Raw genomic sequence first — 24,838 nt, 5'->3', positions numbered from 1 at the left:
CGCCAGGGGGAGCGCCGGCAGGAGCGCCGCCCGGCGTCAGCGCAGTGGTTTCGCCATGACGTGTTCCCGCGTGCCCGAGGGCAGGGGGTCCACGGTCCGGCCGGTCCGGACGAAGCCGTTGCGCTCGTAGAGGGCGAGTGCGTGGACGTTCCCCGGGAGCACCGCGAGTGTCAGCGTGCGAGCCCCCGACCGCTGTGCCCATCCCGCCACGAGGGCGAGCAAGCGGTCGCCCAACCCCTGGCCGCGCACGGTCGAACAGACCCACAGCGACCGCACCTGGGCGATCCCCGCGCCCTGCGGCACGCCCCGCACCAGTCCGACGGGCCGCTCGTCCCGGGCCCCCACGGCGACGACGTTGAACGTGCCGGCCCTCTCCAGCCGGGACATCCACTCCTCCTCCCCGCCCCTGTACCAGTCCGCGAGCCCTCTGGTGAAGGCGTCGGGGGCGTCGGTGAGGGCCGCGAGCCGGGCCGCGCGCCACAGCGCCCGGTCAGGTGCGGTGCGGATGCGGGGTCTCGTCATGGTGGGGAGTCTGCCCCGTGGGCTGGTGGGGCAGGCCGGCGCGGTGCCCCGGCGGGAACCAGAGGGTGACGGCGAGGGCCGTCAGCGCGATGAGGGCGGCCAGCGTCCACATGGCGGTGTGCATGCCGTCGGTGAAGGCGTGCACGACCGCCTCCAGTTCGCCGGGGTCCGAGGTGCGGGTGCGGGCCTCGGCGACGGTGCTCGGCGCCTCGGGGCCCCGCAGCGGCGCGGGGAGCCGCGCGGTGAAGACGGCGGTCACCAGGGTGCCGCTGACGGCGATACCGAGGGCGCTGCCCAGTTCGCGGGCCAGGCTCTGGAGCCCGGATCCCGTGCCGGCGCGTTCGGGCGGGAGCGCGGACATCATGGCGTGCGAGAGCAGCGGGGTGGCGATGCCGCAGCCGAGCGCCGTGAGGGTGGCGCCCAGCCCGTAGACGGCGTACGGGGTGCGCGCGGACACGGTGGAGACCACGCACAGCCCCGAGGCCAGGACGAGCATGCCCCCCGCGGCCGTGGCCCGCCGCCCGGCCCACCTCTCCAGCAGGAGCCCGCAGCGCGGACCCGCCAGCAGCCCCGCGGCCATGGGCAGGAGCCGGACGCCGGCGCCCAGCGGGCTGTACCCCTTCGCGTACTGGAGATACTGGCCGTTGACGTACATCAGCCCGAACATGCCGAGGAACAGCGCGGCCATCCCCACCGCTCCGGCGCGCACGGCGGGCCGGAGGAAGAGCCGGGGGTCCAGCAGGGGGTGCGGGGAGCGGAGTTCGTGCCGCACCCACCACGACAGCAGCACGGCCGAGGCCGCCGCGGCGCTGAGGACGGGACGGCTCGTCCAGCCGGACTGCGGCCCTGCGACGATGCCGTACAGCAGAGCGAGGAAGCCGGCCGTCAGCAGCGCGGTGCTGCCGGGTGCGAGCGGCCGCGAGTGGCGGTCCGTGACGGGCGCCGCGACGGCCGCCAGCGCCAGGGCGAGCAGCGCGAGCGGCAGCAGGCACCAGAACAGGCTGCGCCAGGTGCCGTAGTGGATCGCGGCTCCGCCGCCGAGGTTGCCGAGGACGGCGGCGAGCCCGGTCATGGAGGCCCAGACGGCGACGGCGCGCTGGCGCCGGGCCTCGGGGACGCCGTCCACGAGCAGGGTCAGCGTCGTCGGCAGCACGGCGGCGGCCCCCGCTCCGCTGAGCGCGCGCCCGGCGATGAGTACCCCGACGTGCGGCGCCAGCGCGCACAGCAGCGAGCCGAGCGTGAAGACGCCCATGCCGCTCAGCAGGGTGCCCTTGCGCCCCGCGCGGTCGGCCAGTGCCCCGGCGGGGATCAGCAGGCAGGCGAAGACGACGACGTAACCGTCGACGACCCACACCACCTGCGCGGCGGACGGCCGCAGCGCGCTCGCCGAGAGCGCGGGGATGGCGAGGTTGATGGCGGAGACCATGCCGACGACGAGCGTCACGCACAGGCACATCGCGGCCGTCAGCAGCCGTGGCGCCCCCCTCCGCATCGTGGGGGCGCTCACCGCGCCCCCTCCCGACCCGGCCCGCGGCCCGGGGGAGCGGCCACCTGGGCGCGCAGCACGAGCCGGTCGCCGCGCAGGTGGATGAACTCCAGGTCGGCGGGGCGCCCGTCGGCGAGGCTGGTCAGCCGTTCGACGGTGAGCACCGCGCCGCCGCTCTCGGGCATCCGCAGGACGGCACGGGTCGCGGCGTCGGCCGTCACCGCCTGCACGGAGACCTCGGCGCCGCCCAGCGGCGTGCCCGCCACGGACTCGATGAGGTCGAAGACGTCCCGGTGCTCCAGCGCCTCCCTCTCCAGGGCCAGCAGCGGCTTCCCGATCCACGGCAGCAGGTACGTCGAGTCGAGGGACAGCGGCACCCCGTCCAGGCTGCGCAGCCGCTCCAGATGGACAGCCTCCTCCCCCTCGTCCAGCCCCAGGCGCCGGGCCACGGCACGGGGCGGCCGTACCAGCCGGGCCTCCCGCACCTGGTTGACGACGCTGCCGTGGTGGTGGAGGACCTCGGCGAGGCCCGCCAGCTCGCCGAGCGGGTGTGCGTAGGCGCGGCCCACGACGACGGTGCCCACGCCCCGGCGGCGCTCGACCAGCCCCTCGTCGCGCAGCAGTGCGAGCGCCGCGCGCACCGTGTTGCGGCTGACGGAGAACTCCGCGACGAGCGCGCGCTCGTCCGGCAGCACCCCGCCGTCGAAGCCGCCCCCGAAGCCGCCGTCGAGCACCTGGCGGCGCAGCACGTTCGCCACGCGCCGCGCACGGTCGGCCCGGGAAGAGCCGGCCTCGTCCGCTTCCGTGTCCATGGGCACCGACGCTAGGGCAGCGGTGTTGCGGCAACGTTACGCCACCCCGTCTGACCTGGGCCGACGCTCTGAGCAGCGGTTTCGTGGCGGAGTCGGCGCACTCCGCCACCCGCGCCCGCGGCCGGGCCCGCCAGGCTCAGAACGGGTGCCAGCGCACGGTGGGGTCCGCGTCGCGCAGCGAGGCCACCCGCCGCCGGAACTCCGCGAGCGCCGCCGGGTTGCCCGGTGCGTGCTGGGAGACCCAGGCGCAGCTGGCCGTCTCCCGCGCCCCGCGCAGGACGGCGCACCCCTCCCACTCGCGTACGTCCCAGCCGTAGGTCGTGCAGAACGCCTCGTACTCCGCCTCCGGCAGGCCGTAGCGGTCGTGGCTGAGCGCCATCACCACCAGGTCGTGTTCGCGCAGGTCGCCGGCGAAGGTCTCCAGGTCGACCAGGAGGGGTCCCTCGGCGGTGACGTGCACGTTGCGGGGCAGCGCGTCGCCGTGCACCGGGCCCGGCGGCAGATGCGGGACGAGCCCCGGGAGCGAGGCGATGATGTCGTCCCTGCGGGCGCGCAGAAACGCCACGTCCTCCCTGGGCACCGCGTCCCCGGCCAGGCGCAGCCACCGCTCGATCCCGCCCAGCAGCTCGCGCGGTGGCAGGGTGAAGGGCGGCTCGGGCAGCGCGTGGACGAGCCGCAGCAGACCGGCCAGATCCGCGGCGCCGGCCGGGCGCACGGCGGCGGGCAGCCGCTGCCAGTAGGTGACGGGGTGGTCACCGACGAGCCGCGCCTCAGGCTCGACCGCGCGGACCGCCGGAACCCCCTCGTCCTCCAGCCAGGTCGCCACCCGCAGCTCGTGCTCCGCGCGGGCCAGCAGTTCGGGGGTGCGGCCGATCCGTACGACGGTCTCGTCCAGCGCGAAGACGGCGTTCTCGCCGAGCGACAGCAGTTGCGCGCTGCCGCCGGGGCCGCCGGTCGCCGCCGCCAGCACCTGACGGGCCAGGTCCTCGGTGAATGTCGCGCTGCTCGCCATCGCCTGTGCTCTCCTAGCTGTCGGTCGGTTCGTCCTCAGGCTGCCAGGTGCCCGCGTCTGCGCAGGTGCCGCCCCGACTGGAATGCGGCGTATCTCTCATCTCCGGGGCGCAACCGTGGTTCCGCCCAAGTGGTCTGCATCATTGACAAGCACGGGCAAAAACGGGCAGTTGGGAGCAGGAGTTGTACAGCAAGCGGGGCAGCAGGCCGTCGGTCGTGGCGATGGCCGCCGCGGCGGGAACGGTGGCGGTGGGTCTGCTGACGGCGTTCGTCCAGGCGAGCACCCAGGACTCGGGAGCCGGCGCGCACCCGGGGTGGGACCGGAGTCTGCGGGCCGCGCGGGTTCCCCAGCAGGCCGCCGCTCCGCACGGCAAGCCGAAGGCCGCGCCGCACAGCGGTGCCCGGGCCCCGCGGAAGGTGAGCCGCGGGATAAGCCATCACACCGAGAAGGGCGGCCGTACGGTGGCGCTCACCCTGGACGACGGCCCGCACCCGGAGTGGACCCCCAAGACGCTGGATCTCCTGCGCGAATACCACGTCAAGGCGACGTTCTGCCTGATAGGTCCGAACGCCGAGCGCTATCCGAAGCTCGTGAAGCGGATCGTGGCCGAGGGGCACCGGCTGTGCGACCACTCGGTCGATCACGACACGGGGATGGACCACGAGCCGGTCGCCTACCAGGAGCGGCAGATACTCGACGCCAAGAAGATGATCGACAAGGCGTCGGGCGGTGCGCCGGTGTACTACTACCGGGCGCCGGGTGGTGCGTTCACGCCCGACAGCCGGCGGATAGCGGCGGGGCACGGCATGCGTCCGCTGGGCTGGATCGTCGATCCCGGCGACTGGCAGCGCCCGGGCGCCGACGTGATACTCCGGCACGCCGAGGAGCAGACCGGCGACGGCGCGGTGATCCTCTTCCACGACGGCGGCGGCGACCGCTCGGAGTCCTACGAGGCGCTGCGGCAGTTCCTGCCCTGGCTGAAGGGGCAGGGCTACGGCTTCGGGTTCCCGAAGGCCTGAGTCCCCCGGAGGGCTGAGCTCCCGCAGACCCCCGAAGACCGGAGCTCCCGGAGGCTTGACCGGGACCGGTCAGCCGCTAAAGTCTAGACCAATCCCCGATGTGCTCTCCGTCTCACCGAAGGAGCTGAGATGCACAAGAAGCCGTCCATCCAACGGAAGTTAGCGGCACTGGCAGGTGTCGGGCTCGCGCCCGTGCTGGTGCTCGGACTCACCGCGACCCCGGCCGGCGCGCACGGCTGGGTCACCAACCCGGCGAGCCGCCAGGACCAGTGCGCCCGCGGCGTCGTCCAGTGCGGCCAGATCAAGTGGGAACCGCAGAGCGTCGAGGGCCCCAAGGGGCTCAAGGACTGTGCGGGCGGCAACTCCCGCTTCGCCGATCTGCGCGACGACAGCAAGGGCTGGCACGTCACCGACGTGGGCAGCTCGACCACCTTCACGTGGAACGTGCCCGTCAAGCACGCCACCAGCACCTGGCAGTACTTCATCGGCAACACGAAGCTCGCCGAGTTCGACGACGGTGGAGCCATACCCCCCGACCAGGTCTCGCATCCGGTCGACTTCCAGGGCTTCACCGGCAAGCAGAAGGTCCTGGCCGTGTGGAACATCGCCGACACGGCCAACGCCTTCTACGCCTGCGTCGACGTCAACATCGGCGGCTGACGCCCGCTTCCGGCCCCCGCGCCGGAAGGACCCCCACGTCCGTCCGCTGCTCAACCCTCAGTGCGACGGGCATCCCTCGGCCACCCCCTCCCCGGGGTGGCCGAGGCCGTTGTGCGCGTGCCGGCCCTGGCGGCGCCCGAGGAAGGTGCCGTGTGGAATTCGCGGTTTGCGACTCGCCCTCGCGCGGAAGTTATGCGTGAGCAACGGGATTTCCCGACCACAGTGGTCGCACGCGTCACGATCAACTCTCTTTTCCCGTGGGCCAGTCCAGGCCCGCGATGGCGACACGCCGAATCCGGCTGTGCCGCGGGACGGCTTCTCGGAAGTTTTCCGGCTCGACTGCCTTGATTCCAGGGCGAGTTCGCGAGGGGCGCCGAATCCTATTATGGGCAGCCTTATCGGGAAACCGTTTGCTCTAATCCCGGATTGCGGCACGCTTCATTGCAAGAACGGCCCGCCGTGGCGAGCCGGGAAACCCCAACGTCCCACTCCTGCAAGGAGGTCCCGTTGCCCCTTGCCCTCCTGGCTTTGGCCATTGCGACATTCGGTGCCGGTACGGCCGAGTTCGTGATGATAGGTCTACTGCCCGAGGCCGCATCCGACATGGGAGTCAGCATCTCCGATGCGGGCGGCTACGTCTCTTTCTACTCACTCGGTGTCGTCATCGGCGCACCCCTGCTCACCGTCGCCGGTATGCGGGTCGGCCGTAAGACGATATTGCTCGCGATGACGTGTCTGTTCATTTTCGGAAACATCGCGTCAGCTCTGGCACCGAACCATGAACTCCTGTTGGCAGCACGGCTGACCGCCGGATTGCCGCACGGCGTGTTCTTCGGAATCGGTGCGGTCGTCGCCGCAGGACTCGTACGGCCCGAAAGACGGGGCCGCGCGCTGTCGGTGGTGCTCGTCGGCGTGCCGATGGCCAACATCGTCGGCTCTCCGCTGGGCACCCTGCTGGGCCAGACGGTCGGCTGGCGGTGGACGTTCATCGTCGTCGCGGGGATCGGCGTGTTCGGCCTCATCTCCCTCGCGGCCCTGATCCCCGTGCAGCGGGAGCCCGCCAGGGGCAGCGTGCGCGGTGAACTCGGCCTCTTCAAGAGACCGCAGGTCTGGCTCGCCTACGCCGTGGTGGTGTTCGGCTTCGCCGGCACCTCGTCCTTCTACACCTACATCCAGCCACTGGTGACCGAGGTCAGCGGCTACACCCCCACCGCGGCGACGGCGCTGCTCGCGCTGGCCGGGGCGGGGATGACCGTGGGGACGCTCCTGGGCGGCCGCCTCACCGACTGGCCGGTACGGACCATCTGCGGCGCGCTGCTGACGCTGTCGCTGTCACTCGCGATGATCATGGTGACGGCGCAGAACACCGTACTGGTGGCCGTGAACGTGTTCCTCACCGGTATCGCGGGCATGGCCGCCATCCCCAGCGTGCAGGCACGCATCCTCGACCACGGAAGAGACGCACCCGAACTGGGTTCGGCCAGCGTCCAGTCGGCGTTCAACATCGCCAACTCGCTGGGGGCCTCCCTCGGCGGCATGGTGATCGCCGCGGGCTTCGGCCTGACCTCGCCCAGCTGGCTGGGCGCGCTGCTGGCGCTGACCGGTGCCTGTTTCGGACTGCTGTCCGGCTGGCTCGACCGCAGCACCCGCTCGTGGGAGGTACCGGCCTCCACACCCTCCTTCAAGAGCGTCAAGTCGGAAGCGTTATGCAACCGAGCAGGTGCAGAACCCCGTGGCGCGGGACGGTCCGTCCGTTCCGCGCCACGGCGCTGTCCGCAGCCACCGCGGCCACGGCCGTACCGGAGCTCACGGGTTGCACGGCTTCACGGACCTCATGGGCCTCACGTCCTTCACGGCCTTCACGGCGAGGCGGGCGCGGGGCCCTCCGCGTGGGTCCACCGCAGCACCGCGCCCATCCCGCCGACCGGCAGGTCGTCCTCCTCCGCCGCCACCAGCACCTCCGCGTCCGTCGCCGCCGCGCTCCGCAGCAGCGCGTCGTCGGCGCGGGCCGGCACCGGCTCGGTGGCGCCCAGGTACTGCAACTCGGAGCGGCGCACCGCGACCTGGTCGCAGCTGTCACCGACCCACACCTCCCGCTCCCGGTCGAAGCCGCCGGGCCGCACCACCAAGGTGCCCACCCGGTGCTCCCGCGCCGCCTCGACGAGCGAGGGAACACCCTCGGCGACCGCGGCCTCCGCGGAGCCCGCGGGGCCCGGCGAACCCGGTGTGTGGGCAGCGCGCAGCCGGGAGAGGGCGTCGTCGGTGTGCCGCTGGACGAACTCCTGGCGGGCCCGTTCGGTCTCCCGGTCGAGCAACTCGGTCGCAGACCCCGCCGCGCGGCCGCCGTGTGAGGTCTCCACCGCGATGCCCCGCAGGTGCTCGGGCAGCTTCTCGTGGACGGCGCGCCGCTCCCGCGGGTCACCGCTGAGTACCAGCACGTCGGCACCCGACTCCTGGAAGCGGGAGGCGATGGCGTCGGCGATCACGCCCGCGTTGCTCTCCCAGGTGTTCTCCACCTTCAGCTGGAAGTGCCTCTCCGACGGCTCACCCGTGGTGGTGCGGTGCACCGGCCAGTCCTCCCCGCGCGCCTGCCCGGCCTCCCGGGTGCCCCGCGCGTCGGCCAGCTCGAAGTCGGCGCCCGTACGGTCGATCCGCGCCGTCAGGCACAGCGGGTTCTCACCGGTCAGCTCCGGCAGCGGTGCCAGGTGGGGCAGTGCGGACCAGCACACCTGGGTGCGGTCGGGCGCCCGTGTCAGCGGCAGGTCCAGCACGACCTCGCCGTCCGCCGCGAACACCACGCTGCCCTGCGGCTGGGTGCGGGGCGACAGTGTCTCCAGGTACTCCGTGACGGCGTCCACGGTGGCCGCCCCGGCCCCCTGCCGCGCCAGCTCGTCACCCGCCGCGCGGGCCGTCAGGCGGCGCTCGTCCCCGGCGGTCTCGGTGGCCCGTGCCGTGCCCACGTAGGCGGTGGCCCACGGTCCCTTCCTCTCGAGGAGGGGGGCGAGGGAATCGAGGCGCATGGTTCCTCCCTGCGTCGTCGAGGGGGCGATGTGCACATGTGTGTCGAGCGCGTGGCCGCCCCGGGGCGCCGGTGCCTCCGTCGGCCCTGGCGCGCCCGTCTCGCGGCCACCGGAACGTCCGATCGCCCGTACGGCCGGTGCGCCCGCGCGCGTCCCGGGCGCCCCGTGGGCTCCACGGCCACCCGCGGTTCCTGCGGGTACCCCTCGCCTCGGGCCCCGACACGATTTCCGTCTCGCACCCCGACATGGTCCCCGTCTCGCACCCCGACATGGTCCCCGTCCCGGGCACCGGCACGACCCCGCGCCGGCCGTGCCGGCGATCCGGGCCGCCCCACCGCTGTGCGTCGGGGCGGGTACATGCCAATATCCGGGGATGGCGTCACTGAGCGAACTCCTGCCCACCGAGGCGATCCGGCTGGACGCGCCCGCGGCCGACTGGCGCGCCGCCCTCCGCACGGCCGGTGACCTGCTGGTCGCTACGGGCAGCGGCACCGACGCCTACACCGACGAGATGATCGGCAACGTCGAGGAACACGGCCCCTACATCGTCCTCGCCCCCGGCCTCGCCTTCGCGCACGCCCGGCCTTCCCCCGCGGTACGCCGTACCGGCATGGCGTGGGTACGGCTGGCCGAGCCCGTGCGCTTTGGGCACGAGTCCAACGACCCCGTCACCCTCGTCGTCGCGCTCGCCGCCGAGGACTCCGGGGCCCACACGGCGGCCATGGCGGCCCTCGCCCGGCTGCTGGGCGACCCGGCCACCGAAGCCGCGCTGCGGGCGGCGCCAGGACCCGAGGCGCTGCGCCGGGTGCTCGAAGGCGAGGAGCCGGACGAGCACGGCGCCCGCGAGGCGCCTTCCGCCCGGCCGCACGCCCAGACGGTGCACAAGATCCTCACCGTGTGCGGCAACGGCCTCGGCACCAGCCTCTTCCTCAAGAACACCCTGGAGCGGGTCGTGGAGCGCTGGGGCTGGACGCGGCACCTCACCGTCGAGGCCACCGACACGATCTCCGCCAAGGGCAAGGCGTCGGAGGCGGTGGCCGTCCTCACCTCGCGGGAGATCGCCCAGGCCCTCGGGGACATCGGCGTCCCCGTGCGGGTCGTGGCGGACTTCACCAGCGGCAAGCAGGTCGACGCGGCGCTCCGCGACCTCTACGACGTCTGAGAGCCGAGGGCGGGCGCCCCGGCCGGCGCCCGCCCTCGGCACTCCCCACCGCACCACCCACGGCACGAGGCGGAAGGCTCCATGGACTGGCTGGTCACGATCGCGACGTTCCTCGTCAACGAGGTGCTGAGCGTCCCCGCGTTCCTCATCGGTCTCATCACCGCGGCCGGACTCCTCGCACTGCGGAAGCCCGCGGGGCAGACCGCCGGCGGTGCGATCAAGGCGACGCTGGGCTTCCTGCTCATCAACGCGGGCGCCGGGCTCGTCGTCAGCTCGCTCGCCCCGCTGGGCGAGATGATCCAGGGCGCCACCGGAGCGCACGGGGTGATCCCCACCAACGAGGCCATCGTCGGTATCGCGCAGGAGCGGTTCGGCGCCCGTGTCGCCTGGCTGATGATCGCCGGTTTCGGGCTCGGGCTGCTGCTGGCCCGCTTCACCCCGCTGCGCTACGTCTTCCTGACGGGCCACCACATGCTGTTCATGGCGACCCTGCTGACCGTGGTGCTGGCGACCGCCGGGCTGGAGGCGTGGGCCGTCGTCGTGGTCGGCGGCGTGCTGCTGGGCATCCTCCTGGTGTCGGTGCCCGCCTTCGCCCACCCGTGGACCAAGCGCATCACCGGCAACAACAGCGTCGCCCTGGGCCATTTCGGCACGGCCGGCTATGTGACGGCGGGCGCCGTCGGGCAGCTCGTCGGCAGGCGCAGCCGCAGCACCGAGGACATGAAGCTGCCCGAGGGGCTGCGCTTCCTGCGTGACTCGATGGTCGCCACGGCGCTGTCCATGCTGCTCATCTACGTGACGATGGCGGTGGTGTACGTCGTCGAGGCGGGGCGGCACACCGCCTTCCAGGCGTTCGCCACCGGTGGCGGCGCGCCCGCCGAAGACCTCGGCGACTACCTGATGCGGTCCGTCATGCAAGGCCTGCAGTTCGGCATCTCCGTCGCGGTCATCCTCTTCGGCGTCCGCACGATCCTCGGCGAACTCGTCCCCGCCTTCCAGGGCATCGCGCAGAAGGTGGTGCCGGGCGCCGTGCCCGCGCTGGACGCGCCGATCGTCTTCCCGTACGCGCCCAACGCGGTGCTTGTCGGATTCCTGGCCAGCTTCACCGGCGGACTGTGCACCCTGGCGCTGCTGGCCTGGCTGCTGGGGCCGGCCTTCGGGCTGGCCCTCGTGCTGCCGGGGCTGGTGCCGCACTTCTTCACCGGCGGCGCCGCCGGCGTCTTCGGCAACGCGACCGGCGGCCGGCGGGGCGCGGTACTGGGCGCGTTCTGCAACGGGGTGCTGATCACCCTGCTGCCCGCCGTCCTGATGAAGGTCCTGGGAGCCTTCGGGGACGAGAACACGACGTTCGGAGACGCCGACTTCGGCTGGTTCGGCTCCCTCGTCGGCTTCGCCGCCAAGGCGGGCGGTGCGGGCGGCATCGCCCTGATGCTCGTCGTCGGCGGCGCCGTCCTGGCGGGTGCCGTCGTGGTACAGAAGCGCGTCGTCGACACCGGCTGGGACCCGGGCGCGCACCGGGACGCGGCACCGCCCGAGGCGGCCGTCCCGGGTGCTGCGCCCTCCGGCGCGTCCGGCGGTGCCGCCCTGGGCGCGGTGGAGCCCGGCGCGGGAATCGGCGTTCCGGCGCAGGGCTCGGGCACGACCGCCGGGCCCGACGAGGCGGGACCGCGCCGCTATCCCAGGATCGCGCCACCCCTCGGGGCTCCGGCCCCGCCCCCGCCACCCGAGGAGTGAACGGGCCCCGCACCGGGGCGAACCGTGCTCCCGCGACCGGCCGCCTTCCGCCCCGTTGTCAGTCCCCGCTGATAGAACTCGGCACAAGGACACCATCCAGGGAGGGACCGACATGAGCGCACGTACCGTCACTTCGGCCGACGGCACCACTCTCGTCCACGAACGGTTCGGGGACGGACCGCCGGTCGTGCTGGTCGGCGGGGCGATGAGCGCGCGTGGGGCGGGCGAGCCGCTGGCCCGGCAGCTGGCCGGCCTCGGCATGTCCGGCGTGCTCTACGACCGCAGAGGCAGAGGCGACAGCGGGGACACCACTCCCTACGCGCCCGAGCGGGAGGCGGAGGACCTGGCGGCGGTCGTCGGGGCGCTCGCCGCTCAGGAGGGCGGGGGAGCGGTGTACGCGTTCGGGATGTCGTCGGGCGGCATCGTCGCGCTGAACGCCGCGGCCCGTGCGGACCGGGCGTTCGAGCGGCTGGTCCTGTTCGAGCCGCCGTTCACGGGAGCCGCCGGGCAACCGCAGGCCACCTCGCACGCGCCACGGCTGACCGAGCTCGTCAGCGAGGGCCGCCGCGGGGAGGCGGTCGCGTACTTCATGGCTCAGATCGTGGGTCTGCCGCCGCAGGCCGTCGAGGCCGCGCGGCAGTCGCCCGCGTGGGGCGAGATGCAAAAGCTCGCCCACACACTCGTCTACGACACGACGCTGCTGGGAGACGCGGACCTGCCGGCCGACACGCTGGCCGCGGCGGACCTGCCCACGCTGGTGCTCAGCAGCGACGCGAGCACGCCCGTACTGAGGGAAGCGGCCCGCCTCACGGCGGAAGCGCTGCCGCACGGCGGCCATCGCGCGCTGGCCGGCGCGTTCCACCACGTACCCCCGGAGCAACTCGCGCCGGTCGTACGGGACTTCCTGCTCGCCTGACGCGCGCGTCGCGGGGCGCGCCCGGCGGACGCGGAACCGCGCGCCCCGGGTGGCGCCCCTTCGTCCTACACTTTCCGATCATGCCAATCGACGCCGGGAACCCCGCCCCCTCGCAGCCCCCGCTCTTCGACACCATGGCGACCATGCGCGCCATGCGGCGACTCAAGCCCGACCCCGTGCCGGACGCCTTGCTGGAGCAGCTCATACAGGCAGCCGTGTGGGGCCCCAGCGGGGGCAACATGCAGCGCTACGAGTACGTCCTGGTCACCGACCGCGCCGTCATGGAACGGCTGGCGCCCCTGTGGAAGCGCTGCGTGGACGCCTACCTGGCCACCACGGGCAAGCACGGCCCCGAGGGCATGGACGAGGCCGCCTACGGGCGGATGGTCGCCGCCATCGAGTACCAGCGCGACCACTTCGCGCAGACCCCGGCGCTCGTCATCCCCTGCTACCGCATGCCCGCCCAGGCGCCGGACGAGGAAGGGCTGCGCCGCTCCGCCGAGGCGCTCGGCGAGAGCGCCAGTGGGGAACTCGCCCGTATCCAGGAGCGCTTCGCGGCGCTCGCGGAGGGCTCGTGCGTCTACCCCGGGGTGCAGAACCTGCTGCTGGCGGCGCGCGGGCTGGGGCTCGCCGCCAACATCACCATCTGGCACCTGATGCTGGAGGCGGAGTGGAAGCAGGCGCTGTCCATCCCCGAGGAAATGCACACCTTCGCCGCGATCCCCGTGGGCTGGCCCCGGGGCACCTTCGGACCGGTGCGCCGGCGCCCCGTCGCCGAGGTGCTCCACCGCGACGGCTGGTGAGCGGTGGCGGGGCCCCGCGGTGAGTGACGCACCGGCGCTGCCGCGCGCCGCGCTGGCGTGGGCGGCCGGCGCCGTGGGCCCGCGGGCCCGGGTACGCCAGGTGCGGCGGCTGGCCGGCGGCACCCACGCGGCGACGCACCTGCTGCGCACCGAGGCGCCGCGGGCCGAGGTGGTGCTGCGCCGCTTCCCGCCCCAGGACCCCGCCCCCGCCCGGGAGGCGGCGGTGCTGCGCGCCCTCGACGGGCTCGACGCCCGTGCACCGCGGCTGCTGGCCGTCGACCCCGAGGGGCGCCGGTGTGGCGCACCGGCCGTGCTGACCACGCGGGTCCCGGGTCGTGCCGACATCCGGCCCGCTGACCCCGAGGCCGCCGCGCGCGGTCTGGGCGCCGCGCTCGCCCTCGTCCACGCGGTGCCCCGCGCCAGGCTGTCCGGGCTCCGCGACTGCCTGGCGGCGGCCCGCTCCTCCGCACAGCGCGCGGGGGAGGGTGCTCCGCGTCGGTACTCGGTGCGGACAGCACCCTGGTGATGGGATGCCGTCAACGCGGGGGAACCCGCAGCCCGATTCTGAGGAGGAACCGGTATGAGCAGCCCTGCCACCGGCGAAGGCGCCGGGAACACGGAATACGGCCGCAAGGCGTTCAAGCGGTCCAAGAGCCACTTCGCCGACCGCATCACCGCCGACGGCCGTGACGGCTGGCCCGTGGAGCCGGGCCGCTACCGGCTGGTCGTCAGCCGCGCCTGCCCGTGGGCCAGCCGCGTCCTGGTCTCACGGCGGCTGCTGGGCCTGGAGGACGCGCTCTCGCTCGGCGTCACCGACCCCGTCCAGGACGACCGCAGCTGGCGCTTCACGCTCGACGCCGACGACCGCGACCCGGTGCTGGGCATCCGCTTCCTTCACGAGGCGTACGACAAGCGGGAGACGGACTATCCGGGCGGGGTGAGCGTTCCGGCCATCGTGGACGTGCCCAGCGGCAAGCTGGTCACCAACGACTACCAGCAGATCACCCTGGACCTGGCCACCGAGTGGCGGGACCTGCACAGGCCGGGCGCGCCCGACCTGTACCCCGAGGCGCTGCGCGACGAGATCGACGAGGTGGCCGAGGGGATCTACCGCGACGTCAACAACGGGGTCTACCGTGCGGGGTTCGCCACCTCGCAGGAGGAGTACGAGGCCGCCTACAGGGACGTCTTCCGCCGTCTCGACCAGGTGTCCGAGCGGCTGCGTGACCAGCGCTACCTGGTGGGCGACACCCTCACCGAGGCGGACATCCGGCTGTTCACCACGCTGGTGCGGTTCGACGCCGTCTACCACGGGCACTTCAAGTGCAACCGCAACAAGCTGGAGCAGGACCCGGTGCTGTGGGGCTACGTGCGCGACCTGTACCAGACACCCGGCTTCGGTGACACGGTCGACTTCGACCACATCAAGCGGCACTACTACGTCGTCCACACGGGCATCAACCCGACCTCCATCGTGCCCGTGGGCCCCGACCTGTCGGGCTGGCTGACCCCCCACCACCGCGAACAGCTCGGCGGGCGCCCCTTCGGCGACGGCACCCCGCCCGGCCCCGTGCCCGCCGGAGAGGAGATCCCGGCCGGCCACCGGCCCTGAGCGGCCGGTCGCGCGCTGGCCCCGGCCGGCCACGCGCTGCCGCGGGCCGGCCACCGCTCTGGCCGGCCCGGGCGCCGTCACCGCCCCAGCGGGAAGTCGAGCCAGGGCAGCCAGCGGCCCTCTTCGTGGACGACCAGGTCGACGGAGTCCACCTGTGCCGTCACCGGGAGACGCGCGCGCAGGTGGGCTTCGGCGCGCCTGTGCACGTCCTCGCCGCCGCTGTTGGCCACCGTCAGATGCGGTGCGAGCTCGCCGAAGAGTCCGCCGTACGGAGGGTGGGAGGGCCAGCGCCGGGCCACCTCGGCGGTCAGGGCGCGCAGGGGAGCGGCGGGTTCGGGCACCAGGTACAGGACGCCGGGGAAGCGGGCGCAGTCCGCGAAGGTGAGCGTGAAAGCGGGCCGCGCCGCGAACAGGCCGCGCAGTGCCGCACGTTCCGCGGCTGTGATCAGGTCGCGGTGCAGGAAGGGGAAGAGCACGGTCACGTGGGCGACGCCCCCGTGCCGTGCCGCCGTGTCGTAGCGTGCCCGCCAGCCGCGCACCACCGCGTCCACCTCGGGTACGGCCACGCTCAGCGCCGTCGTACCCGAGGCGACCGGCCAGCCCTCCTCCGCGCCGCCGTCCGCGGGCCCGGCCGCCGATCGCGTCGCCGGGGCGTTCCGCCCGACCTCAGTACCGTCCACGGACGGCACGCTAGCGGGCGCCACGCACCGGCCGGGCGGCGGGTGTCCGGCGCCCGGAACGCCCCCGCGCGGCACCGCGGTTGACGCGCCCGTGGCCCGCCGGAAGAGTCGCGGGCGTGGAGATCGAAGAGCTGACGGACGCTGAGCGGCGGATCGAAGAGGCGTTCCCCCGCGGGGCAACGGTTGATCTGACCGGCGCCGACGACCGGACCGTACGTGCCCGGGTGCTGCGCTCACTGCTGCTGCGGGCACCGTCGGAGGACGGCGAGATACCCGCGTTGCGGCTGCGGGGTGCGCGGGTCACCGGAGCACTCGACCTGCACTCGGCCGTGGTCTCGTGCCCCGTCTCGCTCACGGACTGCTCCTTCGAGGAGCCCGTCATCTTCTACGGCGCCGAGTGCCGGGGGCTGTCCCTGGCGAGGATCTGCGCGCCGCCCACCTGACCTGCTACGGGCAGGCACGTCTCGACGGCCTGACCGTCACCGGCCACATCGGCTTCGACGACGCGCGCTTCCTGCATCCGGCGGGCACCGCGCTCCAGGCGGAGACCGTCACGGTCGGCACCGACCTGCACGCCATGCGCCTCCACGCCGAGGGGCGGGTCAACCTGCGCGGCTCCACCGTCCCCGGACAGCTCAACCTCGCCTATGCCCGCCTCTCCAACCCCGGCGGTGTCGCGCTGCGGGCCAGCAGCTGCACGGCGGGGGAGCTGTGGCTGCGCGAGGCCCGGCGCATCGAGGGCACCGTCAACCTGCGCCGAACCAGATGCGACCTGCTGCACGTCAGCCCCGAGGTCTGGCCGGCCTCCGTCCGTCTGGACGGCCTCACCTACACCACCCTGGCCCCCACCCTCCCCGCCGCGCGGCGCCTGGAGACGCTCACCCGGGACGGGGACGGGTTCGTGCCCTTCGCGTACGAGCAGCTGACCGCGGCCTACCGGCACATCGGCGACGACGCGGCGGCGCGCTCGGTGCAGCTGGCCAAGCAGCGCAGACACCGCACGACCCTGCCGCTGTACGCGCGGCTGTGGGGCCACCTGCAGGACGCGACGGTCGGCTACGGCTTCCGGCCCATGCGGGCCGCCGGATGGCTGGCCGGGCTGCTGCTGGTGGGGACGCTCGCCTACGGGCTGCACCCGCCGCGCCCCCTCAAGGCGGACGAGGCCCCCGGGTTCAACGCCCTGGCCTACGCCCTCGATCTGCTGCTGCCGATCGTCGACTTCGGGCAGGAGAAGGCGTACGCCCCGCAGGGCGGCTACCAGTGGCTGGCGTATCTGCTGATCGTCGCGGGCTGGGTGCTGGCCACCACCTTCGTGGCGGGCGTGAACCGCACGGTGAGCAGGAACTGAGCGTGGACGGTGCGCTCAGGAGGCGCGCCAGACCGTGGTGGCGTTGCAGAACTCGCGGATGCCGTGGCCCGCGAGTTCGCGCCCGTATCCGGAGCGCTTGACGCCGCCGAAGGGGAGCGCGGGGTGGGAGGCGGTCATGCCGTTGAAGTAGATGCCGCCCGCCTCGACGTCCCGCACGAAGCGTTCGGTCTCGGCCTCGTCCCGCGTCCAGACGTTCGAACTGAGGCCGAACGAGGTGTCGTTGGCGACCCCGATCGCCTCGTCGACGTCGCGCACGCGGTAGAGCGTGGCGACAGGGCCGAACGTCTCCTCGCGGTGGACGCGCATCCGGTCGGTGATGCCGGTCAGCACGGTCGGCTCATAGTAGAAGCCGCGCTCCAGACCCTCCGGGCGACGGCCCCCGCACAGGGCCTGCGCGCCCTGGGCGAGCGCGTCGGTGACCAGCTCTTCCAGGTCGTCGCGGCCCTGCGCGCTGGAGAGCGGGCCGACGTCCGTGCCGGTTTCCATGGGGTCGCCGACGGTGAGGTCGCGCATGCCCGCGGTGAACCGTTCGGCGAACGCGTCGTAGACGTCCGTGTGGACGATGAAGCGCTTGGCCGCGATGCACGACTGGCCGGCGTTTTGCACGCGCGCGGTCACCGCCGTGCGGGCCGCGGCGTCGAGGTCTGCCGAGGGCATCACCACGTAGGGGTCGCTGCCGCCGAGTTCCAGGACGGTCTTCTTGATCTCGTCCCCGGCGATCGAGGCCACCGAGCGGCCCGCTCCCTCGCTCCCGGTCAGGGTCGCGGCGGCCACCCTGCGGTCCCGCAGCACCGACTCGATCGCGCCGGAGGGCACCAGCAGCGTCTGGAAGCAGCCGGGCGCGAAGCCGGCCCGGTGGAAGAGGTCGCCCAGGTAGAGCGCGGTCTGCGGCACGTTCGAGGCGTGCTTGAGCAGCCCGACGTTGCCCGCCATGAGCGCGGGCGCGGCGAACCTGATGACCTGCCACAGCGGGAAGTTCCACGGCATGACGGCGAGCACGGGGCCCAGCGGCCGGTAGCAGACCTTGGCCCGTACGGCGCCCGCGTCCTGGACGTCGTCCGCTGCCGGGTACTCGTCGGCCAGCAGCGCCTCGGCGTGCGCGGCGTACCAGCGCATCGCCTTCACGCACTTGGCGGCCTCCGCCTCGGCGGCGGCCAGTGGCTTGCCCATCTCGGTGGTGATGACGCGTGCGACACCGCTCGCCTCCCGCTCCAGCAGGTCCGCCGCCGCGTTCAGCAGCCGGGCACGCTCCTCGAACGTGGTGGTGCGGTAGGTGCGGAAGGCCGCGTCGGCCTCCGCGAGGCGCCGTTCGATCTCCTCGTCGGACAGCGGGTCGAACGTCTTGAGGGTTTCGCCGTCAGCGGGGTTCACCGTGGCGATCGGCATGGGTGCGGCCTCTCAGCGGTCCGGACCGGCGCCAGGCCGGCCCTGGTTGCTTCCGGTGTGGTCAGCGGGTGTTCCCGGTGTCAGCCCTCGGTGGCGGGCGGCACGTCGTCGGGGTCGTAGTCGTCCACCCCGGCCTCGACGCGCTCCTCCTCGGTGCGCCGGGCCAGTTCGTCGTCGTCGGGCTTGTCCGGCATGCCGCCGTGGATGCGGCGCTCCTCGGGCCCGCGGATCTGGTCCGGCTCGTTGCCCGCCTGGTCGGGTTGGCGCTTGGACATCTCCAGCTCCTCACCTCGAATAGGTACTGTTCGTGCCTTTTGTTCTCGTTTCTCCTGTCCAGGGAACACCCATCTGCCGCAGCACACCAAGCGGAGCGGGCGTCCGCGGGGGCTGCCACTCCGTCCGCGGGTGCTGCCGCTCCTCAGGTGTTGGACGAGGAGGTGCTGATCTCGCTCAGTGTCGAGTCCGTGTCGTGTTCGACCGCCAGGTCACCCAGCGCCACCACGCCCACGGCCTCGCCGTTCTCGACGACCGGCAGCCGCCGCAGCGCGTGCTCGCGCATCAGCCCGACCGCCCTGCCGACCTCGTCGTCCGGCCCGACGCTGACCAGCTGCGGGCTGCACGCCTCCCGGACCGTCGTCCGGTCGGGATCGAGCCCCTCGGCCAGCACGCGGATCGCCAGATCACGGTCGGTGACCAGCCCGCGCAGCTCGTCGCGCTCGGTCACCAGTACCGCGCCGATGTCCTCGTCCCGCATACGCTGCGCGACCTCGCCGACGCCGGTGAGCGTGCCCACGGCGACCGGCGCCGCGGTCATGACGTCGTGCACCTGCTGGACCATGGTCCGCCTCCTTGCTCGCGGGCGGCGGCTCCGGAGCGCCGCCGCGGAACCGGCGGGTACCCGGGCGTCGCCCCGCTCACGCCGTCCGGCGAGGAGAGCGCCCCTGCCGACGTCGTGCCGCGGGTCAGGCGTGTTCCGCGCGAGCCAGGCGCCGGGTACCAGGACCTCTCGTTTGGATCTTGCTGGGCTCGCGGGCCCCGGCACGCACTCTCGCGGCGTTGTCGTCAGTCGCCGCTGCTCCGCAGGGACTCCCTCCTCCGCCTTGCGAGAGCACGCACCGGAACCCGCTCCCTGATCCAGCCAGATCCAAACGAAAGGCCCTAGGGTCACGACCATGACGCAGGAGGCTCCTTCTCAGCGACGTGGCGGCAGCGGGGACGGCACGCAGCCGTGGCCGCTGCGCGACTACGCGTTCCTCGGTGACGGCGAGCGCGGCGCTCTCGTCAGCCCGCGTGGCGAGCTCGTATGGATGTGCGCGCCGTGCTGGGACAGCGACGCGGTCTTCTCCCGGCTCATCGGCGGAGCGGGGCAGTACGCCCTGCTTCCCGACGACGACTGGCAGGTGTCGGGCGGCTTCTACGAGAGCGGCACCCTCATCCGCGTCAGCCGCTGGGTGACCGCGGACGCCGTGCTCCTCACCAGAGACGCCCTGGCGCTGCCCGCGACGCCTGAGCGGCTCGTGGTCCTGCGCCCCGGAGGCCAGGCCGGGGGCGGACGGGGCGCTGTACGGCGGGTTCGTCCTGCGGGAGGGCGAGCGGCGCGATCTCGTCCTGGAGATCGCCACCGAGCGGGCCTCCGGCGTCGGCGGCCTGGAGCCCCACGGGCTGTGGAAGGAGACCGAGCGCCGCTGGCGGCAGTCCGTGCCCGACTGCTCGGACCTGCTGGCCCCGCGGGACGCACGGCAGGCGTACGCGGTGCTGACGGGCCTGACCAGCGGGGCCGGCGGCATGGTGGCGGCCGCCACCACATCACTGCCGGAGCACGCGGGCGAGGGCCGCAACTACGACTACCGGTACGCCTGGCTGCGCGACCAGAGCTACGCGGGGATCGCGGTGGCCACGCACGGACCGCACCCGCTGCTGGACAGCGCGGTCGACTTCGTCACCGCGCGTGTCCTGGCGGACGGCGACTCGCTGCGGCCCGCCTACACCGTCACGGGCGAGCGCGTCCCCGACGAGCGCAGTCTGGGGCTGAGCGGCTATCCGGGCGGCAGCGACCGGGTCGGCAACAAGGCGGGCAGCCAGTTCCAGCTCGACACCTTCGGCGAGGTCCTCCAGCTGTACGCCGCCGCCGCGCGCCACGGCCATCTGGACAACCCGGACGTGCGCCGCGCGGTCGACGTCGCCGTCACGGCCGTCGAACGCAACTGGCAGACCCCCGAGGCGGGGCTGTGGGAGCTGGAGAAGCGCTGGTGGACGCACTCCCGGCTCAGCGTGGTGGCCGGTCTGCGGGCTCTTTCGGCGCAGCTGCCCGAGCGGGAGGCGCGGCGCCACCAGCGGCTCGCCGAGACGGTGCTGGAGGGGACCCGAGCCCGCTGTCTGCGCAGCGACGGGGTGTGGGCCCGCGCCGCAGACGACCCGAACATGGACGCCGGTGTCCTGCTGCCGCTGGCCCGTGGCTGCCTGCCCGAGGAGGACCCGACGACGGCCCGCACCGTGGCCGCCGTGCAGGCGGAGCTCGCCGAGGACGGCTACGTCTACCGCTTCCGGCACGACCACCGCCCGCTCGCCGCTGCTGAGGGCGCCTTCCTGCTGTGCGGCTTCATGATGTCCCTGGCCGTCGACCACCTCGGTGACCGTCCCGCCGCCTACCGCTGGTTCGAACGCAACAGGGGCGCGTACGGGCCGCCGACCCTGTACGCGGAGGAGTTCGACGTCGAGCAGCGCCAGCTGCGCGGCAACCTACCGCAGGGGTTCGTACACGCTCTGCTACTGGAGAACGCGGTGCGGCTGGCCGAGGAGTGACCGCGCCGCGGGAGCGCGACCCCGCCGAGGGAAACGGGAACGCGACCCCGCCGTGGAAAGTGGTTTTCGCCACCCGAGAGCGGAGCGCGTGGTACCGGCACGTACCCTCGTGAGCCGCACGGCCTTTCGGGACCGGGTCGGGCGTGGCGAGTGACGAGGAGAGATGCCCGTGGATGCCAGCAGCCGTATCGAAGCGGTGTACGCAGACGTTCTGCGCCGGAACCCCGGTGAGTCCGAGTTCCACCAGGCCGTGCACGAAGTGCTGCACAGCCTTGAGCCGGTGCTGCGCAAGCGGCCCGAGTACGCCGAGGCGAAGCTGGTGGAGCGGCTGGTCGAGCCCGAGCGGCAGGTCCTCTTCCGGGTGCCGTGGACCGACGACGCGGGAGAGGTCCACGTCAACCGCGGCTTCCGGGTGCAGTTCAGCAGCGCGCTGGGGCCCTACAAGGGCGGACTGCGGTTCGTGCCGGACCTGGGACTGGGAACCGTGAAGTTCCTCGCTTTCGAGCAGATCTTCAAGAACGCCCTCACCGGCCTCGGGATCGGGGCGGGCAAGGGCGGCGCGGACTTCGACCCGAAGGGCCGCAGCGACGCGGAGGTCATGCGCTTCTGCCAGTCGTTCATGACGGAGCTGTACCGCCACCTGGGTGACCACACCGACGTGCCCGCGGGCGACATCAACGTCGGCGGCCGGGAGATCGGCTACCTGTTCGGCCAGTACAAGCGGCTGACCAACCGCTTCGAGGCGGGCGTCCTCACCGGCAAGGGCACCGGCTGGGGCGGCTCGCACGCCCGCACGGAGGCGACCGGCTACGGCACCGTGCACTTCGTCCGCGAGATGCTCGCCAGCCGCGGCGAGGACATGGCGGGCCGCCGCGTCGTCCTCTCCGGCTCCGGCAACGTGTCGCTGTTCGCCATAGAGAAGGCCCAGGAGCTCGGAGCGCAGGTCATCGCCTGCTCCGACTCCTCCGGCTACCTGGTGGACGACGCCGGACTCGACCTGGACCTGATCAAGGAGATCAAGCTGGAGCGCCGCGGCCGCCTCGACACCTACGCCGAGGCCCGCACAGGCGCCCGCTTCAGCACCCAGGGTTCGGTCTACGACGTGGCCTGCGACATCGCCCTGCCGTGCGCGACGCAGAACGAGCTGACCGAGCAGCACGCGGTGGTCCTGGTCAAGAACGGCGTCAAGGCCGTCGCCGAGGGCGCCAACATGCCCTGCACCCCCTACGCCGTCGAGGTACTGCGCGAGGCGGGCGTCCTCTACGGGCCCGGCAAGGCCGCCAACGCGGGCGGGGTGGCGACCTCGGCCCTGGAGATGCAGCAGAACGCCGCCCGTGACTCCTGGCCCTTCGAGCAGGCCGAGGAGCGACTGGCCGCCGTGATGCGCGACATCCACACCCAGTGCGTCGCCGCCGCCGAGGAGTTCGGTACGCCCGACGACTACGTACTGGGCGCCAACGCCGCCGGGTTCCTCCGCGTCGCCGACGCGATGCGCGACCAGGGCGTGGTCTGAGCGGCCCGAGCCCACGAGGCACACGGCCGCGCTCACGGCCCGACCCATGCGGTGCGCTGCCGCCTGGGGCCCGGCGGATCCCCTCCGGGGCGTCCCGCCTCAGGGGACGCGGTGGCGGGCGATGTGGTGTGCCGGGAAGCCGGCCGGGTCGCGGGCGCGCTCGGCCAGCATCCTTTCGGCGAAGGTGACGCCCTCGTCCAGCACGTCGTCGAGCGGGTCCAGGAACGCCAGGGCCTCGGGGCGCTCCGCACCGGTGGCGACCCGGGCCCGCAGGCCCTCCCGGCTCAACCGCAGAAGCTCGGCGGCGACCTCGCGCACCGGGCGCCCCGCGAGCCGCGCGCCCAGGCCCCGGCGGGCGATCTCCTCCAGGGCGGTTCGGTGCTCCCGGGGGCTGATGCCGCTCAGCATCCGGAGGGCGGCGGCCCGTGCGGGCGGGTGGTAGCCGAGCCCGGTGAAGAAGGCGGGCGCGGCGAACAGCGCCCGGTAGGGCGGGCCGTCCACGGCGCGCAGCTCCAGCGTCTCGCGTACCCGCACGTCGGAGAAGACCTGGGAGAGGTGGGAGCGCCAGTCGGCGAGCCCCGGCAGTCCACCGTCGGGGAAGCCGGTCGTCAGCAGGGTGCTGAAGTCGGCGGCGGGCGCGGCGCACCGGCCGCCGTCCGGCGCCGCCCGGTGGATCATGGGGAGCGTCAGCGCCCAGTCGATGACCTTCTCGACGTCCACGTCCTGCCGCAGCATCGCCGGGATGACGCCGGTACGGGCCGGATCCGTGCGGCGGAGGCTGTCCATGCGCCGGGACAGCAGCCCGCACGGCCGCCCGTCCTCCAAAGGCGCGTTGAGGAACAGCGCGGCGGCCGGCGTGGAGACGGCGGCCAGCGTACGCAGTTTGTCGGCCAGGTCGTCTTGCGAGGTGAAGTCGAGGGAGACCTGCGTGGACAGCGCCAGCGACATCACCCACGGCCCGCCTGACCCCGCGGGGCCGAGGCTCTCGAAGTGGCGCCGCATCACGGGCGTGCGCGAGTGGGGCGTCCAGGCGACCTGGTCCGGCGCCGTGAACGGGTACTGCCCTCCCGGCACCAGCGCGAAGCCGAGCCGCCGGGCCGCGGCGGCCACCTCGCGCAGTGCCGCGTCCGTCACCCGGGCCAGCTCCGCCACGCAGGAGCGGGGCGGCGAGGAGTACTCGACCGCGCCGCCGTGCTCCAGTGTGACCGTGCCGCCCCCGGCCAGCCGGACCCCGGTCAGCACCGCGCGGTCGGACACGGGCGCGGCTCCGGGCCACTCGGCGGCCAGCAGCTCCAGCAGGGCGCGGAGCCCGCGCGGGCCCTCGTAGGGGACGGCGGCGCCGGTGGCCGGGTCCACCGCGGCCGTCTCCACCTCGACGCCCACCAGCTCACGCGGTCCGCTCGCACCCGCCCCCGCGCCGGAGGCACCGGCGCCCGATGCACCCGTGTCGGAGACGCCCGGGTGGGAGTCACCCGGGTCGGAGGCATCCGCGTGCGAGGCGACCGCGCCTGCGGCACCAGCGAAAACGCTGCGGAGTGCGGCCCGGGTGAGCGGCGGGGGAGTGGAAGAGGGAGCCATGGCATACCTCGACGGGGCGGGCGGCGGACGTCGCGGCGGACGCCGGAGAACCCCACCATCCTCGCGCCCGCCGTCGCCGTCACGCGGCACACGCCGCCACCCGGGTGAGCCCTTCGAGTGAGGACCGCCCGCTCACCGCGGCCCGGCGCCCCTCACCACAGCCAGGCGCTCGACGTCATCCCGCCGAGCGCCGCACCGGCCACCGTCTGCGCCACCGTGTGGTATGTCAGCGCTATCCGCGACCAGCACACGGCCGCCACCACCGCGTAGGCCGCCAGCCACCAGGGCGAGTGCACCACCGCCAGCATCGCCACCACGCCAGAGGCCACGGCCGCGTCCACGCTGATCTTCCACCCCGCGTTCACCGTCATCAGGCACACGGTCATCGCCCACATGGCCACCATGGCGACCAACAGGTCGACGGGGGCCCGGCCCAGCAGCATCACCAGCGCGCCCAGCCCCACGGAGCCGAGAATCACCAGGAAGATCGGGAGCCGCTGCCCGCGATCCACCACGTGCCGGTCGCCCCAGGTACCGCGCCGCCGCTCCCAGTCGATGTACGAGGCCGGGACGACGCCCGCGCACAGGGCGGCGAACAGCCCCCACGGCACGCCCGTCCAGTCACCCGCGGCGGCGACCCCCAGCCCGGTCAGCCCCGCCAGGAGCGTGTTGCGGGGTTGCAGGACGTCGGTGACCAGGCGTGCGGTTCTCACAGCGGTCATGGGGGTGTGGCTCCTCGCGGCGTACGGCGG

23 protein-coding genes and 2 pseudogenes are annotated in these 24,838 nt (G+C 73.5%); 14 read left to right on the top strand and 11 right to left on the bottom strand.

The genetic code is table 11. The annotated features are described in order from the left end of the window. Nucleotides 1–36 precede the first annotated feature (36 nt). The 4 genes from DTL70_RS15510 to DTL70_RS15495 form a co-directional block, all read right to left on the bottom strand. Nucleotides 37–522 (bottom strand): GNAT family N-acetyltransferase, encoded by a 486-nt coding sequence (locus tag DTL70_RS15510; protein ID WP_114022494.1) that lies wholly within the window; start codon nt 520–522, stop codon nt 37–39. Then, on the bottom strand, nt 491–2,029 hold the full coding sequence (locus DTL70_RS15505; protein ID WP_245979389.1) for an MFS transporter: 1,539 nt from the start codon (nt 2,027–2,029) through the stop codon (nt 491–493). The genes DTL70_RS15510 and DTL70_RS15505 overlap by 32 nt, the downstream gene beginning before the upstream one ends. After that, nucleotides 2,026–2,820 carry a GntR family transcriptional regulator gene (locus tag DTL70_RS15500; protein WP_114022493.1) on the bottom strand — a complete coding sequence of 265 codons (795 nt, stop codon included), beginning with the start codon at nt 2,818–2,820 and terminating at the stop codon, nt 2,026–2,028. The genes DTL70_RS15505 and DTL70_RS15500 overlap by 4 nt, the downstream gene beginning before the upstream one ends. A 136-nt stretch (nt 2,821–2,956) precedes the next feature. Continuing rightward, nucleotides 2,957–3,832: a phosphotransferase gene (locus DTL70_RS15495; RefSeq protein WP_114022492.1), complete on the bottom strand. Its 876-nt coding sequence runs from the start codon at nt 3,830–3,832 to the stop codon at nt 2,957–2,959. 182 nt (nt 3,833–4,014) lie between these two features. Between DTL70_RS15495 and DTL70_RS15490 the strand changes: the two genes are divergently transcribed. From DTL70_RS15490 to DTL70_RS15480, 3 genes and pseudogenes are all read left to right on the top strand, one after another. Then, nucleotides 4,015–4,851: a polysaccharide deacetylase family protein gene (locus tag DTL70_RS15490; RefSeq protein WP_114022491.1), complete on the top strand. Its 837-nt coding sequence runs from the start codon at nt 4,015–4,017 to the stop codon at nt 4,849–4,851. 129 nt (nt 4,852–4,980) lie between these two features. Further along, a complete protein-coding gene (locus tag DTL70_RS15485; RefSeq protein ID WP_114022490.1) occupies nt 4,981–5,511 on the top strand; it encodes a lytic polysaccharide monooxygenase auxiliary activity family 9 protein in 531 nt (176 codons plus the stop codon). Between the two features lie 570 nt (nt 5,512–6,081). Next, nucleotides 6,082–6,984: pseudogene (locus DTL70_RS15480) on the top strand (MFS transporter); the annotation flags it as partial. A gap of 386 nt (nt 6,985–7,370) precedes the next feature. On the opposite strand, the gene DTL70_RS15475 reads toward DTL70_RS15480, so the two are convergent. Continuing rightward, the gene (locus DTL70_RS15475) at nt 7,371–8,531 is read right to left on the bottom strand and encodes a baeRF2 domain-containing protein (protein ID WP_114022489.1); all 1,161 of its coding nucleotides are present in this window, start codon (nt 8,529–8,531) and stop codon (nt 7,371–7,373) included. A gap of 373 nt (nt 8,532–8,904) precedes the next feature. On the opposite strand from DTL70_RS15475, the gene DTL70_RS15470 reads away from it, so the two are divergent. The 6 genes from DTL70_RS15470 to DTL70_RS15445 all read left to right on the top strand — a co-directional run bounded on the left by DTL70_RS15470 (nt 8,905) and on the right by DTL70_RS15445 (nt 14,758). After that, a complete protein-coding gene (locus tag DTL70_RS15470; protein WP_114022488.1) occupies nt 8,905–9,693 on the top strand; it encodes a PTS sugar transporter subunit IIAB in 789 nt (262 codons plus the stop codon). Between the two features lie 81 nt (nt 9,694–9,774). After that, nucleotides 9,775–11,427, top strand: a complete 1,653-nt coding sequence (locus DTL70_RS15465) for a PTS ascorbate transporter subunit IIC (RefSeq protein WP_114022487.1) — start codon at nt 9,775–9,777, stop codon at nt 11,425–11,427. A gap of 112 nt (nt 11,428–11,539) precedes the next feature. After that, nucleotides 11,540–12,343, top strand: coding sequence for an alpha/beta fold hydrolase (locus DTL70_RS15460; protein WP_114022486.1), 804 nt, complete (start codon nt 11,540–11,542; stop codon nt 12,341–12,343). An 80-nt stretch (nt 12,344–12,423) separates the two neighbouring features. Further along, complete coding sequence (locus DTL70_RS15455; protein ID WP_114022485.1) at nt 12,424–13,146, top strand: nitroreductase family protein; 723 nt, start codon at nt 12,424–12,426, stop codon at nt 13,144–13,146. A gap of 19 nt (nt 13,147–13,165) precedes the next feature. After that, on the top strand, nt 13,166–13,672 hold the full coding sequence (locus DTL70_RS15450) for a phosphotransferase (protein ID WP_114022484.1): 507 nt from the start codon (nt 13,166–13,168) through the stop codon (nt 13,670–13,672). Nucleotides 13,673–13,726: 54 nt separating this feature from the next. Further along, nucleotides 13,727–14,758: a glutathione S-transferase family protein gene (locus DTL70_RS15445; protein ID WP_114022483.1), complete on the top strand. Its 1,032-nt coding sequence runs from the start codon at nt 13,727–13,729 to the stop codon at nt 14,756–14,758. Nucleotides 14,759–14,835: 77 nt separating this feature from the next. Here the strand turns inward: DTL70_RS15445 and DTL70_RS15440 are convergent, their stop codons facing one another. Beyond that, nucleotides 14,836–15,438 (bottom strand): 2'-5' RNA ligase family protein, encoded by a 603-nt coding sequence (locus tag DTL70_RS15440; RefSeq protein ID WP_245979388.1) that lies wholly within the window; start codon nt 15,436–15,438, stop codon nt 14,836–14,838. 116 nt (nt 15,439–15,554) lie between these two features. Between DTL70_RS15440 and DTL70_RS34970 the strand changes: the two genes are divergently transcribed. Together DTL70_RS34970 and DTL70_RS15435 are read left to right on the top strand one after the other, a co-directional pair. Next, a complete protein-coding gene (locus tag DTL70_RS34970) occupies nt 15,555–15,881 on the top strand; it encodes a hypothetical protein (RefSeq protein WP_342776497.1) in 327 nt (108 codons plus the stop codon). Further along, on the top strand, nt 15,836–16,786 hold the full coding sequence (locus DTL70_RS15435) for a membrane-associated oxidoreductase (protein WP_342776496.1): 951 nt from the start codon (nt 15,836–15,838) through the stop codon (nt 16,784–16,786). Before DTL70_RS34970 ends, DTL70_RS15435 begins: the two co-directional genes overlap by 46 nt. A gap of 15 nt (nt 16,787–16,801) precedes the next feature. Here DTL70_RS15435 and DTL70_RS15430 read toward each other — a convergent pair whose 3' ends face one another. The 3 genes from DTL70_RS15430 to DTL70_RS15420 form a co-directional block, all read right to left on the bottom strand. Then, on the bottom strand, nt 16,802–18,193 hold the full coding sequence (locus DTL70_RS15430; RefSeq protein ID WP_114022482.1) for an NADP-dependent succinic semialdehyde dehydrogenase: 1,392 nt from the start codon (nt 18,191–18,193) through the stop codon (nt 16,802–16,804). Nucleotides 18,194–18,273: 80 nt separating this feature from the next. Further along, the gene (locus DTL70_RS15425) at nt 18,274–18,468 is read right to left on the bottom strand and encodes a hypothetical protein (protein WP_114022481.1); all 195 of its coding nucleotides are present in this window, start codon (nt 18,466–18,468) and stop codon (nt 18,274–18,276) included. Nucleotides 18,469–18,611: 143 nt separating this feature from the next. Continuing rightward, nucleotides 18,612–19,031 carry a CBS domain-containing protein gene (locus DTL70_RS15420; RefSeq protein WP_114022480.1) on the bottom strand — a complete coding sequence of 140 codons (420 nt, stop codon included), beginning with the start codon at nt 19,029–19,031 and terminating at the stop codon, nt 18,612–18,614. A 334-nt stretch (nt 19,032–19,365) separates the two neighbouring features. On the opposite strand from DTL70_RS15420, the pseudogene DTL70_RS34965 reads away from it, so the two are divergent. The 3 genes and pseudogenes from DTL70_RS34965 to gdhA all read left to right on the top strand — a co-directional run. Continuing rightward, nucleotides 19,366–19,593 (top strand): annotated as a pseudogene (locus DTL70_RS34965) (trehalase-like domain-containing protein); the annotation flags it as partial. A 298-nt stretch (nt 19,594–19,891) separates the two neighbouring features. Further along, nucleotides 19,892–20,995 (top strand): glycoside hydrolase family 15 protein, encoded by a 1,104-nt coding sequence (locus tag DTL70_RS15415; protein ID WP_342776495.1) that lies wholly within the window; start codon nt 19,892–19,894, stop codon nt 20,993–20,995. A 163-nt stretch (nt 20,996–21,158) separates the two neighbouring features. Next, complete coding sequence (gene gdhA, locus DTL70_RS15410; protein ID WP_114022479.1) at nt 21,159–22,508, top strand: NADP-specific glutamate dehydrogenase; 1,350 nt, start codon at nt 21,159–21,161, stop codon at nt 22,506–22,508. A 99-nt stretch (nt 22,509–22,607) separates the two neighbouring features. Here gdhA and DTL70_RS15405 read toward each other — a convergent pair whose 3' ends face one another. Both DTL70_RS15405 and DTL70_RS15400 read right to left on the bottom strand, forming a co-directional pair. Continuing rightward, nucleotides 22,608–24,086: a glutamate-cysteine ligase family protein gene (locus DTL70_RS15405; protein ID WP_114022478.1), complete on the bottom strand. Its 1,479-nt coding sequence runs from the start codon at nt 24,084–24,086 to the stop codon at nt 22,608–22,610. 152 nt (nt 24,087–24,238) lie between these two features. Continuing rightward, nucleotides 24,239–24,808, bottom strand: a complete 570-nt coding sequence (locus DTL70_RS15400; protein ID WP_114022477.1) for a hypothetical protein — start codon at nt 24,806–24,808, stop codon at nt 24,239–24,241. Nucleotides 24,809–24,838: the final 30 nt, after the last annotated feature.

Source organism: Streptomyces diacarni, assembly GCF_003323715.1.
In the GTDB taxonomy this organism is placed as follows: Bacteria; Actinomycetota; Actinomycetes; order Streptomycetales; family Streptomycetaceae; genus Streptomyces; species Streptomyces diacarni.
This window is presented reverse-complemented; position numbering and strand designations above follow the sequence as displayed.

Coding starts and splice junctions, on each gene's coding strand:
- DTL70_RS15510 (WP_114022494.1), bottom strand. CDS start 522: ATGACGAGACCCCGCATCCGCACCGCACCTGACCGGGCGCTGTGGCGC.
- DTL70_RS15500 (WP_114022493.1), bottom strand. CDS start 2,820: ATGGACACGGAAGCGGACGAGGCCGGCTCTTCCCGGGCCGACCGTGCG.
- DTL70_RS15495 (WP_114022492.1), bottom strand. CDS start 3,832: ATGGCGAGCAGCGCGACATTCACCGAGGACCTGGCCCGTCAGGTGCTG.
- DTL70_RS15485 (WP_114022490.1), top strand. CDS start 4,981: ATGCACAAGAAGCCGTCCATCCAACGGAAGTTAGCGGCACTGGCAGGT.
- DTL70_RS15475 (WP_114022489.1), bottom strand. CDS start 8,531: ATGCGCCTCGATTCCCTCGCCCCCCTCCTCGAGAGGAAGGGACCGTGG.
- DTL70_RS15470 (WP_114022488.1), top strand. CDS start 8,905: ATGGCGTCACTGAGCGAACTCCTGCCCACCGAGGCGATCCGGCTGGAC.
- DTL70_RS15465 (WP_114022487.1), top strand. CDS start 9,775: ATGGACTGGCTGGTCACGATCGCGACGTTCCTCGTCAACGAGGTGCTG.
- DTL70_RS15460 (WP_114022486.1), top strand. CDS start 11,540: ATGAGCGCACGTACCGTCACTTCGGCCGACGGCACCACTCTCGTCCAC.
- DTL70_RS15455 (WP_114022485.1), top strand. CDS start 12,424: ATGCCAATCGACGCCGGGAACCCCGCCCCCTCGCAGCCCCCGCTCTTC.
- DTL70_RS15445 (WP_114022483.1), top strand. CDS start 13,727: ATGAGCAGCCCTGCCACCGGCGAAGGCGCCGGGAACACGGAATACGGC.
- DTL70_RS15430 (WP_114022482.1), bottom strand. CDS start 18,193: ATGCCGATCGCCACGGTGAACCCCGCTGACGGCGAAACCCTCAAGACG.
- DTL70_RS15425 (WP_114022481.1), bottom strand. CDS start 18,468: ATGTCCAAGCGCCAACCCGACCAGGCGGGCAACGAGCCGGACCAGATC.
- DTL70_RS15420 (WP_114022480.1), bottom strand. CDS start 19,031: ATGGTCCAGCAGGTGCACGACGTCATGACCGCGGCGCCGGTCGCCGTG.
- gdhA (WP_114022479.1), top strand. CDS start 21,159: ATGCCCGTGGATGCCAGCAGCCGTATCGAAGCGGTGTACGCAGACGTT.
- DTL70_RS15405 (WP_114022478.1), bottom strand. CDS start 24,086: ATGGCTCCCTCTTCCACTCCCCCGCCGCTCACCCGGGCCGCACTCCGC.
- DTL70_RS15400 (WP_114022477.1), bottom strand. CDS start 24,808: ATGACCGCTGTGAGAACCGCACGCCTGGTCACCGACGTCCTGCAACCC.